This is a genomic window from Oxalobacter paeniformigenes (assembly GCF_027158465.1).
Lineage (GTDB): Bacteria > Pseudomonadota > Gammaproteobacteria > Burkholderiales > Burkholderiaceae_D > Oxalobacter > Oxalobacter paeniformigenes.
On record NZ_JAMKYL010000005.1, the window covers coordinates 63,116 to 79,612 of the forward strand.

Consider the following 16,497-nt stretch of genomic DNA (forward strand, 5'->3'; position numbering starts at 1 on the left):
GGAAAAACGATCAGAACGATCATTATCCAAGCGCACCAAAGACTGCGGATTCTAAACTGTCTCCTTGGCAAAGTCAATTACTTCAACGACATACACCGTCTGACCACGCCAAAAACAACAGGCACTGCTCTTGTTGTCTCAAATAGGCATGCCGCTATTTCACGACATGCCCCCGTTCAACTTCAGGACTCCTGCTCAGGGTTTTCGCTGACGACATCGTGAACACTCTGTTGCTGCTCATGCTGCAACTGTTCGGCACGCTGCAAAGCTGCGCGCTCTTCCTGTTCCCAGATCGCTTTTTGCTTGCGCGCACGATGCATTGCCAGACCGGTACCGGCAGGAATCAGTCGACCAACGATCACATTTTCCTTCAGGCCTCTCAGGGAATCCTTCTTGCCCATGATAGCGGCTTCCGTCAGAACACGAGTCGTTTCCTGGAAGGACGCTGCCGAGATGAACGAATCTGTCGACAAGGATGCCTTGGTAATACCCAGCAAGACATTTTCATAAGTTGCCGGACGTTTGCCTTCCGCGATGACGCGATCGTTTTCGTCCAGCAATTCCGAACGTTCGACCTGTTCACCCGGAATGTAGCAGGTATCACCGGCATCGACCACATTCACACGACGCAGCATCTGGCGAACGATGACTTCGATATGCTTGTCGTTGATCTTCACACCCTGCAGGCGATAAACGTCCTGTACTTCATCGACGATATAGCGGGCAAGTGCCTCGATACCCAGCAAGCGCAAAATATCCTGAGGATCGGCCGGCCCATCGACGATCATTTCGCCCTTGTTGACGACCTGACCATCATGAACCAGAACCTGCTTGTCCTTGCCGATCAGGAATTCATGACGATTGCCATCCATGTCGGTGATTTCAAGACGCTGTTTACCCTTGGTTTCCTTGCCGAACGCAACTGTACCCGTCACTTCCGCCAGCATACCGGCATCCTTCGGAGAACGGGCTTCGAACAGTTCCGCGACACGCGGCAGACCACCGGTAATGTCACGCGTCTTCTGCGATTCCGTCGGAATACGTGCAAGCACTTCACCGACAGAAACTTTCTGGCCATCCTGAACCATCAGCAGCGCGCCGACCTGGAAGCTGATCGTCACGGCATGTTCCGTACCGGCGATCTTGACTTCCTCGCCGTTATCATTGAGCAATTTGACCTGCGGGCGTGCCGAGCGGGTCGACGTACCACGACGCTTCGGATCGATAACCACCAGCGTGGACAAACCGGTCACTTCATCGACCTGACGGGCGACAGTCACCCCTTCTTCCACATTTTCAAAGCGGATCGTACCGGCATATTCCGTAATGATCGGACGGGTCATCGGGTCCCAGGTAGCCAGTACCTTGCCAGCCTTGACCGGCAAACCATCGTTGACCAGCAGGGTTGCGCCATACGGCACCTTATGACGTTCACGTTCACGACCGACATCGTCTGCAATGGTGATTTCACCGGAACGGGAAATCACGATCTGGTCACCCTTGTCGTTGGTGACATAACGCATGGCCGAAGTAAAGTGAATGGTACCGTTGGAACGTGCCTCGACACTGGAAGCCACAGCGGAACGCGATGCAGCGCCACCGATGTGGAAAGTACGCATCGTCAGCTGTGTTCCAGGTTCACCGATGGATTGTGCGGCGATCACACCGACGGCTTCGCCCGCGTTGACCAGCGTACCGCGTCCCAGATCGCGACCATAGCATTTTGCGCACATGCCGTAACGGGTTTCGCAAGTCAGCGGTGTACGAACCTTGACTTCATCGATACCCAGACGTTCGATTTCCTCGATCTTGTCTTCGTCAAGCAGCGTACCGGCTTCGTAAAGCACTTCGCGCGATTCCGGATTGATGATGTCGTTCGCGCAAACACGGCCCAGAATACGATCACCCAGTGTTTCGACGACTTCACCGCCTTCAATCAGCGCCTTCATGACAACGCCTTCATGCGTACCGCAATCGTCTTCGATAACGACCAGATCCTGTGTCACATCAACCAGACGACGGGTCAGATAACCGGAGTTTGCCGTCTTCAGTGCCGTATCTGCCAGACCCTTGCGGGCGCCATGCGTGGAAATGAAGTACTGCAATACGTTCAAACCTTCACGGAAGTTGGCCGTAATCGGCGTTTCGATAATCGAGCCATCCGGTTTCGCCATCAGACCGCGCATACCGGCCAGCTGACGGATCTGAGCGGCAGAACCACGTGCGCCGGAGTCTGCCATCATGTAAATGGAATTGAAGGATTCCTGCGTACCGACCGTACCATCACGTTTGACGACTTCTTCCACTTTCAGCTGATCCATCATGGCCTTGCCGACGCTGTCACCGGTCTTGCCCCAGATATCGACCACCTTGTTGTAACGTTCACCGGACGTAACCAGACCGGAAGCATATTGCTGTTCGATCTGTTTGACTTCCTGTTCGGCCGTGGAAATCAGTTCGGTTTTCTGTTTCGGTACCAGCATGTCGTTGATACAGATGGAAATACCGGCACGGGTCGCCAGCTTGAAGCCCGACTGCATCAGATGATCTGCGAACACGACGGTCGCACGCAAACCGCATTTTCTGAACGACGTATTGATAAGGCGCGAAATTTCCTTTTTCTTCAGCGGCGTATTCAGTACGGAGAACGGCAGACCTTCCGGCAGGATTTCCGAAAGCAACGCACGGCCGACCGTCGTTTCATAACGAACCACTTTCTTGACGGTTTCACCGGAAATCGGATCCTTGACATAATCCGGCAGTCGAACCGTGATACGCGTCGCCAGTTCGACTTCCTTGTTGTCATAGGCTCGCTGGACTTCGGCGATATCGGCGAACATCATGCCTTCGCCCTTGCCGTTGATCTTTTCGCGCGTTGCATAGTACAACCCCAGCACCATATCCTGGGACGGCACGATGGATGGTTCGCCGTTGGACGGGAACAGAATATTGTTCGAAGACAACATCAGGGTACGCGCTTCGAGCTGTGCCTCGATCGACAACGGAACGTGTACCGCCATCTGGTCACCGTCGAAGTCAGCGTTGAACGCTGCACAAACCAGCGGATGCAGCTGGATGGCCTTACCTTCGATCAATACCGGTTCGAAAGCCTGAATACCCAGACGGTGCAACGTCGGTGCACGGTTGAGCATCACCGGATGTTCACGGATGACTTCCTCGAGAATATCCCAGACGACCGGTTCCTGAAGTTCGACCAGACGTTTGGCGGCCTTGATAGTCGTGGCCAACCCCATCAGTTCAAGTCTGTTGAAAATGAACGGCTTGAACAATTCCAGCGCCATCAACTTCGGCAAACCACACTGGTGCAGTTTCAGCTGTGGACCGACGGTAATGACGGAACGGCCGGAATAGTCGACACGCTTGCCCAGCAAGTTCTGACGGAAACGCCCACCCTTGCCCTTGATCATTTCTGCAAGGGATTTCAACGGACGCTTGTTCGCGCCGGTCATGGCCTTGCCGCGACGACCGTTATCCAGCAATGAATCGACCGCTTCCTGAAGCATACGTTTTTCATTGCGGGTGATGATTTCCGGAGCACGCAATTCCAGCAGACGTTTCAGACGATTATTGCGGTTGATGACACGGCGATACAGATCGTTCAGATCGGAAGTCGCGAAACGACCACCGTCCAGCGGCACCAGCGGACGCAATTCCGGCGGCAACACTGGCAGCACTTCCATAATCATCCATTCCGGCTTGATTCCGGAACGCTGGAAAGCTTCGAGCACTTTCAGACGTTTTGCGTACTTCTTGATTTTGGCTTCCGACTTGGAATCCTTGAGTTCATTGCGCAGCAATTCCGCTTCACGGTCGATATCGATCGAACGCAACAGCTCACGAATACCTTCAGCGCCCATGGAGGCGGAAAATTCGTCACCGTATTCCTCATATTTTGCCGCATAATCATCTTCTGACATGATCTGGCATTTCTTGAGCGGCGTCATGCCCGGATCGGTAACGACATAGGCTTCGAAATACAAGACACGTTCGATATCGCGCAACGTCATATCGAGCACCATACCCAGACGCGACGGCAGGGATTTCAGAAACCAGATATGTGCCGCCGGCGAAGCCAGTTCGATATGACCCATCCGTTCACGGCGGACTTTCGCCAGCGTTACTTCGACACCGCATTTTTCGCAAATCACACCACGGTGTTTCAGACGCTTGTACTTGCCGCACAGACATTCGTAATCCTTGATAGGCCCGAAAATCTTCGCGCAGAACAGGCCGTCACGTTCCGGCTTGAATGTACGGTAATTGATCGTTTCCGGTTTCTTGACTTCACCATAAGACCAGGATCTGATTTTTTCAGGGGATGCCAGACCAATCTTGATGGCATCGAATTGTTCATCTTGCTGAACTTGCTTGAATAGATCGAGCAGTGCTTTCATCTTTTCACTCCAATTGGGTGAGAACTGCGGCCAAAAATTCTGTACCGGACAAGGTGGCCAGGCGCCCTGTCCGGTCGTCAACTCGCTTGCCTAGTTACGTTCCAGATCGATATCGATACCCAGGGAACGGATTTCCTTCACGAGCACATTGAAGGATTCAGGCATACCTGCGTCGATGACGTGATCCCCCTTGACCAGATTTTCATAAACTTTCGTCCGGCCTGCAACATCGTCGGATTTCACCGTCAGCATTTCCTGCAATACATACGATGCACCATAGGCTTCCAGTGCCCAGACTTCCATTTCGCCGAAACGCTGGCCGCCGAATTGCGCCTTGCCGCCCAACGGCTGCTGTGTAACCAGCGAATACGGACCTGTCGAACGTGCATGCATCTTGTCATCGACCAGATGGTGCAATTTCAGCATATGCTTGTATCCGACCGTCACCGGACGTTCGAACGGTTCACCGGTACGGCCGTCATACAGGGTAACCTGGTTCTTCATTTCCGTCATGCCCAGTTTCTTGGCAATATCGTCCGGATAGGCCAGATCCAGCATACGGCGGATTTCTTCTTCATCGGCGCCATCGAAAACCGGCGTAGCAAACGGCACACCATCCTTCAGGTTTTCCGCCAGCGTCAGCACTTCCGCTTCCGTCAGGCTATCCAGATCTTCCGGCTTGCCGCTGCTCAGATAAATCTCTTTGAGGAACGCGCGGATATCTTCGACTTTACGTTTGGCCTGAAGCATTTCACCGATACGCAGCCCCAGACCTTTCGATGCCCAACCCAAATGGGTTTCCAGAATCTGACCGATATTCATACGTGAAGGAACGCCCAACGGATTCAACACGATATCGGCCGGCGTACCGTCGGCCATATACGGCATATCCTCGATCGGGACGATCTTCGAGACAACGCCCTTGTTGCCGTGACGACCTGCCATCTTGTCGCCGGGCTGCAAACGACGTTTGACCGCCAGATAAACCTTGACCATCTTCTGCACGCCGGGCTGCAATTCATCACCCTGCGTCAGCTTCTTGCGTTTTTCTTCAAACGCCAGATCGAACTGGTGACGTTTTTCCTCGATCGAATCCTTGATCGCTTCCAGCGCATTGGCGGTTTCTTCGTCGGCAGGACGGATATCGAACCAGTGGTATCTTTCCAGATCCGACAAATATTCCTGCGTGATTTCAGCACCGCGAGCCAGTTTCTTCGGACCGCCGTTGACTTTCTTGCCGATCAGAAGCTTGCTCAAACGCTGGAATGCATCCCCTTCCACAATACGCATCTGGTCGTTCAGATCGATACGATAGCGTTTCAGTTCGTCATCGATAATCTGCTGGGCACGTTTGTCGCGAACCAGACCTTCACGCGTGAAAACCTGAACGTCGATAACGGTACCGACCATGCCGGACGGAACACGCAACGACGTATCTTTCACATCCGATGCCTTTTCACCGAAAATCGCACGCAGCAATTTTTCTTCCGGCGTCAACTGGGTTTCGCCACGCGGCGTCACCTTGCCCACCAACACGTCACCTGCCTCGACTTCCGCACCGATATAGACGATACCGGACTCATCCAGACGGGCAAGCTGGTTTTCCGCCAGATTGGAAATATCGCGAGTGATTTCTTCAGGTCCCAGCTTCGTGTCACGTGCCACAACCGAGAGTTCCTCGATATGGATTGACGTATAACGGTCATCCTCGACAACCTTTTCGGAAATCAGGATCGAGTCTTCATAGTTAAGACCGTTCCATGGCGTAAACGCAACCAGCAGATTCTGGCCGAGTGCCAGTTCACCCAGATCCGTCGATGCACCATCCGCGATCACATCCCCCTTGGCGATACGGTCGCCGACCTTGACGATCGGACGCTGGTTGATGTTCGTATTCTGGTTGGAACGGGTATATTTGATCAGATTGTAAATATCGACACCGACTTCACCAGCCTTGGCTTCCTCATCGTTGACACGAACGACGACACGGCCTGCATCAATATAATCAACCACACCACCTCTGACCGCCTGAACAGTCGTGCCGGAGTCCACCGCTACCGTCCGTTCGATACCGGTACCAACCAGCGCTTTCTGTGGCCTCAGACACGGAACGGCCTGACGCTGCATGTTGGCTCCCATCAATGCACGGTTAGCGTCATCATGTTCAAGGAACGGAATCAGCGATGCAGCGACAGAGACGATCTGACCCGGAGCGACATCCATGTACTGGACACGTTCCGGTGATACCAGAATGGTTTCACCTGCCTCACGAGCGGAAACCAGTTCATCCACCAGCATCCCGTTTTCGATCTTGCTGTTTGCCTGCGCGATGATATAGCGACCTTCCTCGATCGCGGACAAATATTCGATCTGGTCGGTCACATGACTGTCGACGACCTTGCGATACGGAGTTTCCAGAAAACCGTATTCATTCAGGCGCGCGTAAAGTGCCAGCGAATTGATCAGGCCGATATTCGGGCCTTCCGGTGTTTCGATCGGGCAGACACGGCCATAATGGGTCGGATGCACGTCACGCACTTCAAAGCCTGCACGTTCGCGGGTCAAACCGCCAGGACCAAGTGCCGATACACGACGCTTGTGTGTAATTTCAGACAGCGGATTGGTCTGATCCATAAACTGCGACAACTGCGACGATCCGAAGAATTCGCGAATCGCTGCGGAAATCGGTTTGGAATTGATCAGATCATGCGGCATCAGATTGTCGGTTTCAGCCTGTCCCAGACGTTCCTTCACAGCGCGTTCCACTCTGACCAGACCGGCACGGAACTGGTTTTCAGCCAATTCGCCGACACAGCGGACACGCCGATTGCCAAGATGGTCGATATCGTCAATTTCACCGCGACCATTGCGCAATTCGACCAAAATCTTGATGACCGACAGAATATCGTCATTGGACAACGTCATCGGCCCTGTCAGCTCATCACGTCCGACGCGGCTGTTGAACTTCATCCTGCCGACTGCGGACAAGTCGTAACGTTCCTCGTTATAGAACAGCCCATTGAACAACGCTTCAACGGATTCTTCGGTCGGCGGTTCGCCAGGACGCATCATGCGGTAAATGGCGATTCTCGCGGCCATCTGATCGGCTGTTTCGTCCATGCGAAGAGTCTGGGAAATATAAGCCCCCTGATCCAGATCATTCGTATACAACGTCTGGATTTCGGAAACACCTGCTTCACGCAGGCGATTCATGACATCTTCCGTAATTTCATCATTGGCCCGTGCGATGATCTCGCCGGTATCCTGATCGACGATATTTTTGGCCAGCGCACGCCCGTACAGGAAATCTTCTGGCACGGAAATCCGCTTGATACCCGCCGCCTCGATATCACGAATATGACGTGCATTGATACGTTTATCCTTTTCGACCAGTACCTTGCCGTCTTTGCCCAGAATATCGAAACGTGCGATTTCGCCACGCATACGCGATGGAACGAATTCCATTTCAGCGCCCTGTGGACGCAGCAGGAAATCGTCAAATACGAAGAAATTTTCCAGAATTTCTTCAGATGTCATGCCAATGGCCTTGAGCAGAATCGTCACTGGCATCTTGCGACGGCGGTCGATACGGAAGAACAGAATATCTTTCGGATCGAATTCGAAATCAAGCCATGAACCGCGGTAGGGAATGATTCGTGCGGAAAAAAGCAGTTTTCCGGATGAATGCGTCTTGCCCTTGTCATGTTCGAAAAAGACACCCGGCGAACGATGCAGCTGCGATACGATGACACGTTCCGTACCGTTGATGACAAAGGAACCGGTTGCAGTCATCAGGGGCAATTCACCCATATAGACTTCCTGTTCCTTCATTTCCTTGACTACAGGTTTGGTCGGCGATTCCTTGTCCAGAATCACCAGACGAACCTTTGCCCGCAACGGTGACGCCAGAGTCAGGCCTCGCTGCTGGCATTCCTTGACATCGAACGGCGGATCACCCAATGTATAGGAAATAAACTCCAGTCTCGCGAAACCGTTATGCGAGACGATCGGAAAAATGGACGTAAACGCAGACTGCAAGCCTTCGTTCTTGCGTTTCAATGGAGGGACATCGGCTTGCAGGAATTTTTCATAAGATTCAAGCTGTGTCGCCAGCAAAAAGGGAACTTGGTGAACATTATCGCGCTTTGCAAACGATTTGCGGATGCGCTTCTTCTCAGTAAATGAGTAGTGCATGGACACTCCATGAGTGGCTGAAGGATGGAAAATTCAGTTTTGTGCTCTGGTCTCCGGACCAGACGCATAAAACTCAAGTTTCAATTCCAGCGTGCTAAGCAAGCTATTTCACGAAACACAATTAAGTCAAAGCCGAATCGCCCATGCAGGCGATTCAGCAATGACTCGAATACTGCAAAAACTGTCGGCAAAACCGAAATTACTTGATTTCGACTTTTGCGCCAGCTGCTTCCAGTTTTTTCTTGGCTTCTTCTGCGTCAGCCTTGCTGACACCTTCCTTGACCGGCTTCGGTGCGGAATCAACCATATCCTTGGCTTCCTTCAGGCCCAGACCGGTGATTTCACGAACAGCCTTGATGACTGCAACCTTGTTGGAACCGAATTCGGACAGAACAACGGTGAATTCGGTCTGTTCTTCAGCAGCAGCAGCACCTGCAGCAGCACCGCCTGCAGGACCAGCAACAGCCATAGCGGCAGCAGAAACGCCAAATTTTTCTTCGAATGCCTTGACCAGGTCATTCAGTTCCATAACGGACATCGCGCCAACGGCTTCCAGGATGTCTTCTTTGCTAATTGCCATGTAAAACTCCTAAATTTTTTGTTAAATACAATATTCGGTACATGCGAGCGACAAGTACGGACATGATCCGCACAAAACAGGCCCATCAGGCCGCTTCTGCTTCCGCTTCTTTTTTCTTTGCCAGCGCAGCCAGCCCACGAGCAAAGCCCGAAACAGGTGCCAACATAACGCCCATAAGCTGAGAGAGCAAAACTTCACGGCTCGGAATGCTGGCCAGTGCAGCGACACCAGCTTTGTCGAGCATCTTTCCGGCATAGCTGCCGCCCCTGATGACCAGTGCTTCATTGCGCTTTGCAAAGTCCTGTACGACTTTGGCGGCGGCAACGGCATCCTTGGAAATGGAATAAACCAAAGGACCAGTCATTTGAGGAGCAAGATCAGCAAAAGCCGTTCCCTCTACAGCACGACGTGCCAGCGTATTCTTCAGAACACGCATATACACGCCGTTTTCACGTGCCTTGGCACGCAGTTGCGTCATGTCACCAACCTGGATACCACGATATTCGGCCAATACAATCGTCTGTGCTTCAGCGATCTGTGCACTGACTTCTGCAACTACGGCCTTTTTGTCATTCAGATTGAGACCCACGGTCAACCTCCAAAAATGATACCCGTCTTCCGGGCATCGGTTCGAACACGGTGTCCAACGTTAGGAGTTCACTACAGGCATACGCCCTGAAACTGCAAAACTGTTTGGGTTCACCATCTACGCTGGGTTGTCTTTTAACAGTCCGCAAACTTCATCCGGACTGCCCAGCGGTCTTTGATTGTCCATGCCGGGTAACCCCGGCATGGCCCAAAGTCATTACCCGGAAAAAACCGGGTCTATTATTATATCACTCAGGCAGCGATCGATGCCTGATCCACACGGACGCCGGCTCCCATCGTGGAAGACAGCGAAACCTTGCGAATATACGTTCCCTTGCTGCTGACCGGTTTGGCCTTGTTCAGCGCGTCGATCAACGCTACCAGGTTCGTCTTCAGATCGGCATCGGAGAACGACTTGCGACCGATTGTCGCATGAATGATGCCTGCACGATCGGTTCTGTACTGAACCTGACCAGCCTTGGCGTTCTTGACTGCCGTTGCGACATCCGGCGTAACCGTACCGACCTTCGGGTTCGGCATCAGACCGCGAGGACCCAGAATCTGACCCAGGGAACCGACAATACGCATGGTGTCCGGAGATGCGATAACGACGTCAAACGGAATATCGCCACCCTTGATCTGAGCGGCAAGATCTTCCATACCGACAACATCGGCACCTGCGGCCTTGGCCTGTTCAGCCTTTTCACCAGAAGCGAATACGGCTACGCGCACCGTCTTGCCAGTACCGGCTGGCAACACAACGGAACCACGAACGACCTGATCGGACTTCTTCGGATCGACGCCCAGCTGAACGGCGACATCAATGGATTCATTGAATTTTGCCGTTGCGAATTCTTTCAGCAGTGCCAGCGCTTCATCTACCGGATACAGTTTGCTGCGATCAACCTTTTCCTGAAAGGCACGTACTCTCTTGGATGCTTTTGCCATCTTATACACCCTCCACAGTAATGCCCATCGACTTGGCCGAACCAGCAATCGTTCTGACGGCAGCTTCCATATCCGCAGCCGTCAAATCCGGCTTCTTCATGGTCGCAATTTCTTCTGCCTGCGCTCTGGTAATGGAACCGACCTTTTCAGAATTCGGTCTCTGGGAGCCCTTTTCAATACCTGCAGCCTTCTTGATCAGGAAGGTGGCCGGCGGCGTCTTCATGGCGAACGTGAACGACTTGTCGGCATAAGCGGTAATAACGACCGGAATCGGCATGCCTGCTTCAAAACCCTGCGTCTGCGCATTGAACGCCTTGCAGAATTCCATGATGTTCAGACCGCGCTGACCCAGTGCCGGGCCAATCGGAGGAGATGGATTGGCTTTGCCTGCAGGAACCTGCAGCTTGATAAAGCCTGCGATTTTCTTTGCCATTTTCTTTTTCCTATTTATGAGTCATAACGCCCGCACTTGCTGCAGGCTCCTCTGCCGGATTTGAAAACATGCGCACCGGCATGCGCATCAAACTTTTTCGACTTGTCCGAATTCGAGTTCGACCGGCGTCGAACGGCCGAAAATAGTCACGGAAACCCTCAGACGCGACTTTTCGTAGTTGACTTCCTCGACATTGCCATTGAAATCAGCAAAAGGACCTTCCTTGATGCGAACCAGCTCACCGACTTCATAGGACACTTTCGGACGCGGTTTGTCCACACCATCCTGCATTTGCTGCAGCAACTTGTCCATTTCACGCGCAGGGATCGGCGTCGGCTTGTTGGACTTTCCACCAACAAAGCCCGTAACCTTGCCAGTATCCTTGACCAGATGCCAGGTATCGTCTGTCATTTCCATTTCGATCAGGACATATCCCGGAAAAAACCGGCGCTCCGTCACTGAACGTTGCCCACTCTTGACCTCGACAACCTCCTCCGTCGGAACCAGTATCTGGCCGAACTTGTCGCTCATACCCATGCGTTCGATTCTTTCCATCAGAGAACGGCGAACACTTTTTTCCATTCCCGAATAGACATGAACGACATACCAGCGCATCTTGCCCGATGCGCTCGCATTTTTTTCCTTGCCCGTCTGATCCTGGCTATTTTCACTCATTATCTTTTCCAGCCAAGTAAGAAGTTATAAAGAACAAACTCCAGCACCTTGTCAGCACCCCAGAGGAATATCGCCATCAACAAAACAAAACCGAACACGATACCCGTCACACGGATCGCATCGTTACGCGCAGGCCAAACCACCTTCTTGGTTTCACGCACAGACTCTCTGGCAAACGCGACAAAATTGCGCCCGGAGGAAGAAAACCAGATAAAACCGGCACCAACAACGATACCGGCAATGAGAACACCCACCCTTGCCAGGGAAGGATGGCCAGCAAGAAAATAAAAACCGAAAATACCTGCCAAAATTGAGGCAACAGCACAGGCAACCTTCACCTTGTCGCCCAGGCCACCCTCGGCTTGCACAGGTTGGTTAGACATAAAACTCTGCTTTCAGTTATGTAACAACAGGTGGCAGGGGAAGAGGGCCTCGAACCCCCGACCTTCGGTTTTGGAGACCGACGCTCTGCCAATTGAGCTATTCCCCTACTTCTTCAGTCTGACGAAAATCAGTTTGTTGGCCCCTCACGAACAGAGGGGCCTGCTATTATATACGATTATTCGAAGATTTTGGAGACGACGCCAGCACCAACGGTTCTGCCGCCTTCGCGAATCGCGAATCTCAGACCTTCTTCCATCGCAATCGGGCTGATCAGCTTGACGTTGATCGTGACGTTGTCGCCCGGCATGACCATTTCCTTGTCTTTCGGCAATTCGATGGCGCCCGTTACGTCCGTCGTACGGAAGTAGAACTGCGGACGGTAGTTGTTGAAGAATGGGGTGTGACGACCGCCTTCTTCTTTCGACAGTACGTAGACTTCGCCGGAGAACTGGGTGTGCGGTTTGATGGTGCCCGGTTTTGCCAGAACCTGTCCACGTTCGACTTCTTCACGTTTGGTTCCGCGCAGCAGTACGCCGATGTTGTCGCCTGCCTGTCCCTGATCCAGCAGTTTTCTGAACATTTCTACGCCGGTGCAGGTGGTCTTGGCGGTTTCGCGGATGCCGACGATTTCGATTTCTTCGCCTACCTTGATGACGCCTCTTTCTACACGACCGGTTACGACGGTACCACGACCGGAGATGGAGAATACGTCTTCTACCGGCATCAGGAAGGTGCCGTCAACTGCACGTTCCGGGGTCGGAATGTAGCTGTCGAGTGCGTCGGCCAGTGCCATGATCGCGACTTCGCCGAGTTCGCCGGTGTCGCCTTCCAGTGCCATTTTGGCGGAACCTTTGATGATCGGAATGTCGTCACCCGGGAATTCGTAGCGGGACAGCAGTTCGCGTACTTCCATTTCTACCAGTTCCAGCAGTTCTGCGTCGTCGACCATGTCGCATTTGTTCAAAAATACGATGATGTACGGAACGCCGACCTGACGGGCCAGCAGGATGTGTTCACGGGTCTGCGGCATCGGACCGTCTGCTGCGGATACGACCAGGATGGCTCCGTCCATCTGGGCTGCGCCGGTGATCATGTTCTTGATGTAGTCGGCGTGGCCCGGGCAGTCAACGTGGGCATAGTGACGGTTTGCGGTTTCGTATTCTACGTGGGCTGTGTTGATGGTGATGCCACGTGCCTTTTCTTCCGGCGCTGCGTCAATCTGGTCGTAGTCCTTGGCTTCACCTCCGAATTTCTTCGACAGTACGGTCGCAATCGCCGCCGTCAGGGTGGTCTTGCCATGATCAACGTGACCAATTGTTCCTACGTTTACGTGCGGCTTCGTCCGCTCATACTTGCTCTTTGCCATTTTCAACTCCTAATCATGAAGAGAATACCAAGACCACGCCCATTTCGCGCTGAAAAAACACCCACGTCCTGAAAAAACACAATCTGTGGTGCCCTTGACGTGGATTGAACACGTGACCTCTCCCTTACCAAGGGAGTGCTCTACCACTGAGCTACAAGGGCCGCAAAACTCACCTACAAAAGAAGATGGAGCGGGCGAAGGGAATCGAACCCTCGTCTTAAGCTTGGAAGGCTTCGGCTCTACCATTGAGCTACACCCGCACTCGCTTGACCTTCTTTTGCAGCAATCTTTGGTGGAGAGGGCTGGATTCGAACCAGCGTACTCGTTAGAGGGCAGATTTACAGTCTGCTGCCATTAACCACTCGGCCACCTCTCCGCAGAAACTCCGGATTATGTCAGAAGATCCCAGACAAGTCAACGGGAAAATTCCAGATCAACAATTCTCACCCGGTTTAAAATGAAATTATACGCTATAAATTCCATCTCACACCACCAATGTGCGCATGTTCCGCACAAGTTTCTTGTGATTAGGCAAAAATACGACAAAACGACAAATGCCTGCCTGTCCTTCGCGCAAATATTCACCGATATTCCATTGCCTTGTTATTCATTACCGATGATGAGGCGGGCGATGCGGAGGTCCCCTGCGTACCGGCGGCCTGTGTCCGACAAAATGCGGGGCCGGGTGTGACGGCACAATCACGGCCCCCGTCACATACGGATACGAATAAACTCCGACAGATGCCGGCACAACTGCACCAGGAACAACCGGCACAGAATACGTGACGACCGGAGGAGGCGCCACAACAGGTACCCCGATATTCAGGGAAAAATGCGTATTACCCGCGCTGGCAGAGACAGACAAACAAAGCGCACCAGCACCCAGACACACAGCCAGCAATCGAGGGAAAATTTTCTTGCTTTCCATTTTGGCCACCTTTCACAGTATCGTTGTTTGCTGTCTTCAACCTTAATCCGTCCCGTAACACCAAACCAGACAACAACTGTAAAAGATGTAACTTTGTATTGCTGTATCGCCGCAATTTGTCTGAAAACGCTACCTTTCAGACAAACATGCAGCGATAATAAACGTTATGAACGAACCTTCCGTATCGCATACGCTATGACACAAGAACAAAAACCCAAGAAAACCGGCTGGATGACGACCTTTTTAAGAGCTCTGGCCATCTTCTTTTTCATCATGAGCATTTATTATTTCGGTAAGGCATGGCTTTCCTGATCCGTGAACCGCCATACAGAACCTCACCCGTTAGCGTATGTCCAGCTCAACAAGTGATTCATCATTTCGCGAGCACGCCATGCTTCGGGATGATTGACCAGACACACGACCAGATAACGTTTTCCGCTTTTTGCCAGCACATATCCGGCAACCGCCCTGACATCCTTTATCGCGCCCGTCTTGACATGTGCTTTCCCTGCGATTTCATCATCACGCAAGCGTTTGGACATCGTTCCGTCACGGCCGACCAGCGGCAAGGATGCCATCAGCTCCGGCATGACAGGCGATTGGTAAGCCGCTTTCAAAATTTGCGCCATCGTCGATGGAGTAATTTTTTCCTCACGCGAAAGACCGGAGCCATTTTCGATCGTCAGTTCAGCAACCGAGATTCCCTTGCCGGAAAGCCAGTTCCGTACCACCTGTGCCCCCTCTCTTTCCGTCACTCCGGCCCCATAGACTGCCTCACCCAGAGACAGCAGTAACTGCCGTGCCATCACATTATTACTATATTTGTTGACGGCATTCACGATCACACCGAGTTCGGGAGAAACCCATTCCGCAATCAGGCGTGCATCCGCAGGCACAGTCCCCTCCGCGAACCGCCCGGAAAATATCCCGCCCGATTCACGCCACAGTCGTAGAAATACACTTTCGAAGTAACGCAAATCACTCATCTGATACGGATGAATCGACCATACTTTTTCGCCGCATGACAAGGGATATTCTCCTTCGAAATACGCAACACGGTCGTCGAAATGAACGGCCATCCCGTTTTGCCAGTTACCGCATTCCGAACTGCCAGCCACAGGAGGAACAATAGTGATCTGCTCCATTCTCGGCTCCATAAATACCATAACGGTATCCCGCACCGCATCCGGTACAAAACGCACATCGACCTTCTTCTCGTTCAGCAGCAACCCGTTCGGCCCGGCGTTATAGGGCTTTAACGGCGCTTCATCAAACGCGGCCGCATCATAATCCCTTATCCCGAATACGCTCTTGTCGAGAATGACATCACCGCGAATTTCATGTATCCCCGAATCCTGTATTTTCCGCACGAACTGCCACAATCCTGTTTGCGAAAAAGACGGATCCCCACTCCCCCTGATATACAAATCGCCGGTCAGAATCCCGTTTTCCAGCACACCCGTCGTATAGGCGCCCGTTTTCCAGACTTTCGACGGTCCCAGCAATTCCAGCGCAGCATAAGTCGTTACGACTTTCATCGTCGAAGCCGTATGAAATGGCTTGTCGGCATTTAACGAAACAACAAGCTCGCTCGCCTCAAGCGGTTCGACAACCATGCCGACAGCTTCTTGAGGCAGTCCTGTCAGCGCGACAGCCTCCTGCAATTCATCAGGCAATTCGTTCGCCATTGCAACAGCAGCCGACAAGGCTGTCGCCACAAACAGACACATGTTGATCAGCCACTTCTGCAAATCCGCCATCATGATCGCACCGTCATATTCGCCATTCATTTTTCGCCCACCCGGTCATAACCCTATTTCACTGGCATACGACACCATGCCATCCACGGCCAGCCGCCAGCGCTTTCACTATTTTCCAACAAAAAACCCGACGGTTTCCGTCTGTTACAAAAAACTGCCTCGACGCCAGTTGTTTTTTTGAATGGAACAGTTTATATTGAGAATCGTTATCATTCATAGCAACGAA

At 52.5% G+C, this 16,497-nt stretch carries 11 protein-coding genes and 4 tRNA genes; 1 reads left to right on the forward strand and 14 read right to left on the reverse strand.

The features are described 5' to 3' along the window. Positions 1-182: 182 nt before the first annotated feature. The 13 genes from rpoC to NAI64_RS07110 form a co-directional block, all read right to left on the reverse strand. Positions 183-4,415: a DNA-directed RNA polymerase subunit beta' gene (gene rpoC / locus NAI64_RS07050; protein WP_269299109.1), complete on the reverse strand. Its 4,233-nt coding sequence runs from the start codon at positions 4,413-4,415 to the stop codon at positions 183-185. Between the two features lie 90 nt (positions 4,416-4,505). Continuing rightward, a complete protein-coding gene (gene rpoB / locus NAI64_RS07055; RefSeq protein WP_269299110.1) occupies positions 4,506-8,609 on the reverse strand; it encodes a DNA-directed RNA polymerase subunit beta in 4,104 nt (1,367 codons plus the stop codon). 199 nt (positions 8,610-8,808) lie between these two features. After that, positions 8,809-9,189: a 50S ribosomal protein L7/L12 gene (rplL, locus tag NAI64_RS07060; RefSeq protein ID WP_269299111.1), complete on the reverse strand. Its 381-nt coding sequence runs from the start codon at positions 9,187-9,189 to the stop codon at positions 8,809-8,811. A gap of 85 nt (positions 9,190-9,274) precedes the next feature. Next, the gene (rplJ, locus tag NAI64_RS07065; RefSeq protein WP_269299112.1) at positions 9,275-9,784 is read right to left on the reverse strand and encodes a 50S ribosomal protein L10; all 510 of its coding nucleotides are present in this window, start codon (positions 9,782-9,784) and stop codon (positions 9,275-9,277) included. A gap of 245 nt (positions 9,785-10,029) precedes the next feature. Further along, positions 10,030-10,725 (reverse strand): 50S ribosomal protein L1, encoded by a 696-nt coding sequence (gene rplA, locus NAI64_RS07070; protein WP_269299113.1) that lies wholly within the window; start codon positions 10,723-10,725, stop codon positions 10,030-10,032. A 1-nt stretch (position 10,726) separates the two neighbouring features. Next, on the reverse strand, positions 10,727-11,158 hold the full coding sequence (gene rplK / locus NAI64_RS07075) for a 50S ribosomal protein L11 (RefSeq protein ID WP_269299114.1): 432 nt from the start codon (positions 11,156-11,158) through the stop codon (positions 10,727-10,729). An 87-nt stretch (positions 11,159-11,245) separates the two neighbouring features. Continuing rightward, on the reverse strand, positions 11,246-11,833 hold the full coding sequence (gene nusG, locus NAI64_RS07080; RefSeq protein WP_269299115.1) for a transcription termination/antitermination protein NusG: 588 nt from the start codon (positions 11,831-11,833) through the stop codon (positions 11,246-11,248). Then, the gene (secE, locus tag NAI64_RS07085; RefSeq protein WP_269299116.1) at positions 11,833-12,216 is read right to left on the reverse strand and encodes a preprotein translocase subunit SecE; all 384 of its coding nucleotides are present in this window, start codon (positions 12,214-12,216) and stop codon (positions 11,833-11,835) included. The genes nusG and secE overlap by 1 nt, the downstream gene beginning before the upstream one ends. 31 nt (positions 12,217-12,247) lie before the next feature. Continuing rightward, a tRNA-Trp gene (locus NAI64_RS07090) sits at positions 12,248-12,323 on the reverse strand. A 69-nt stretch (positions 12,324-12,392) separates the two neighbouring features. Next, complete coding sequence (tuf, locus tag NAI64_RS07095) at positions 12,393-13,583, reverse strand: elongation factor Tu (RefSeq protein WP_269299101.1); 1,191 nt, start codon at positions 13,581-13,583, stop codon at positions 12,393-12,395. An 86-nt stretch (positions 13,584-13,669) separates the two neighbouring features. Further along, positions 13,670-13,744: transfer RNA gene (locus NAI64_RS07100), tRNA-Thr, on the reverse strand. A 25-nt stretch (positions 13,745-13,769) separates the two neighbouring features. Beyond that, positions 13,770-13,843: transfer RNA gene (locus NAI64_RS07105), tRNA-Gly, on the reverse strand. 30 nt (positions 13,844-13,873) lie between these two features. Further along, positions 13,874-13,959: transfer RNA gene (locus NAI64_RS07110), tRNA-Tyr, on the reverse strand. A 456-nt stretch (positions 13,960-14,415) separates the two neighbouring features. On the opposite strand from NAI64_RS07110, the gene NAI64_RS07115 reads away from it, so the two are divergent. Beyond that, positions 14,416-14,823 carry a hypothetical protein gene (locus NAI64_RS07115; RefSeq protein WP_269299118.1) on the forward strand — a complete coding sequence of 136 codons (408 nt, stop codon included), beginning with the start codon at positions 14,416-14,418 and terminating at the stop codon, positions 14,821-14,823. 23 nt (positions 14,824-14,846) lie between these two features. Here the strand turns inward: NAI64_RS07115 and dacB are convergent, their stop codons facing one another. Beyond that, complete coding sequence (dacB, locus tag NAI64_RS07120; protein WP_269299120.1) at positions 14,847-16,301, reverse strand: D-alanyl-D-alanine carboxypeptidase/D-alanyl-D-alanine endopeptidase; 1,455 nt, start codon at positions 16,299-16,301, stop codon at positions 14,847-14,849. Between the last annotated feature and the right edge of the window lie 196 nt (positions 16,302-16,497).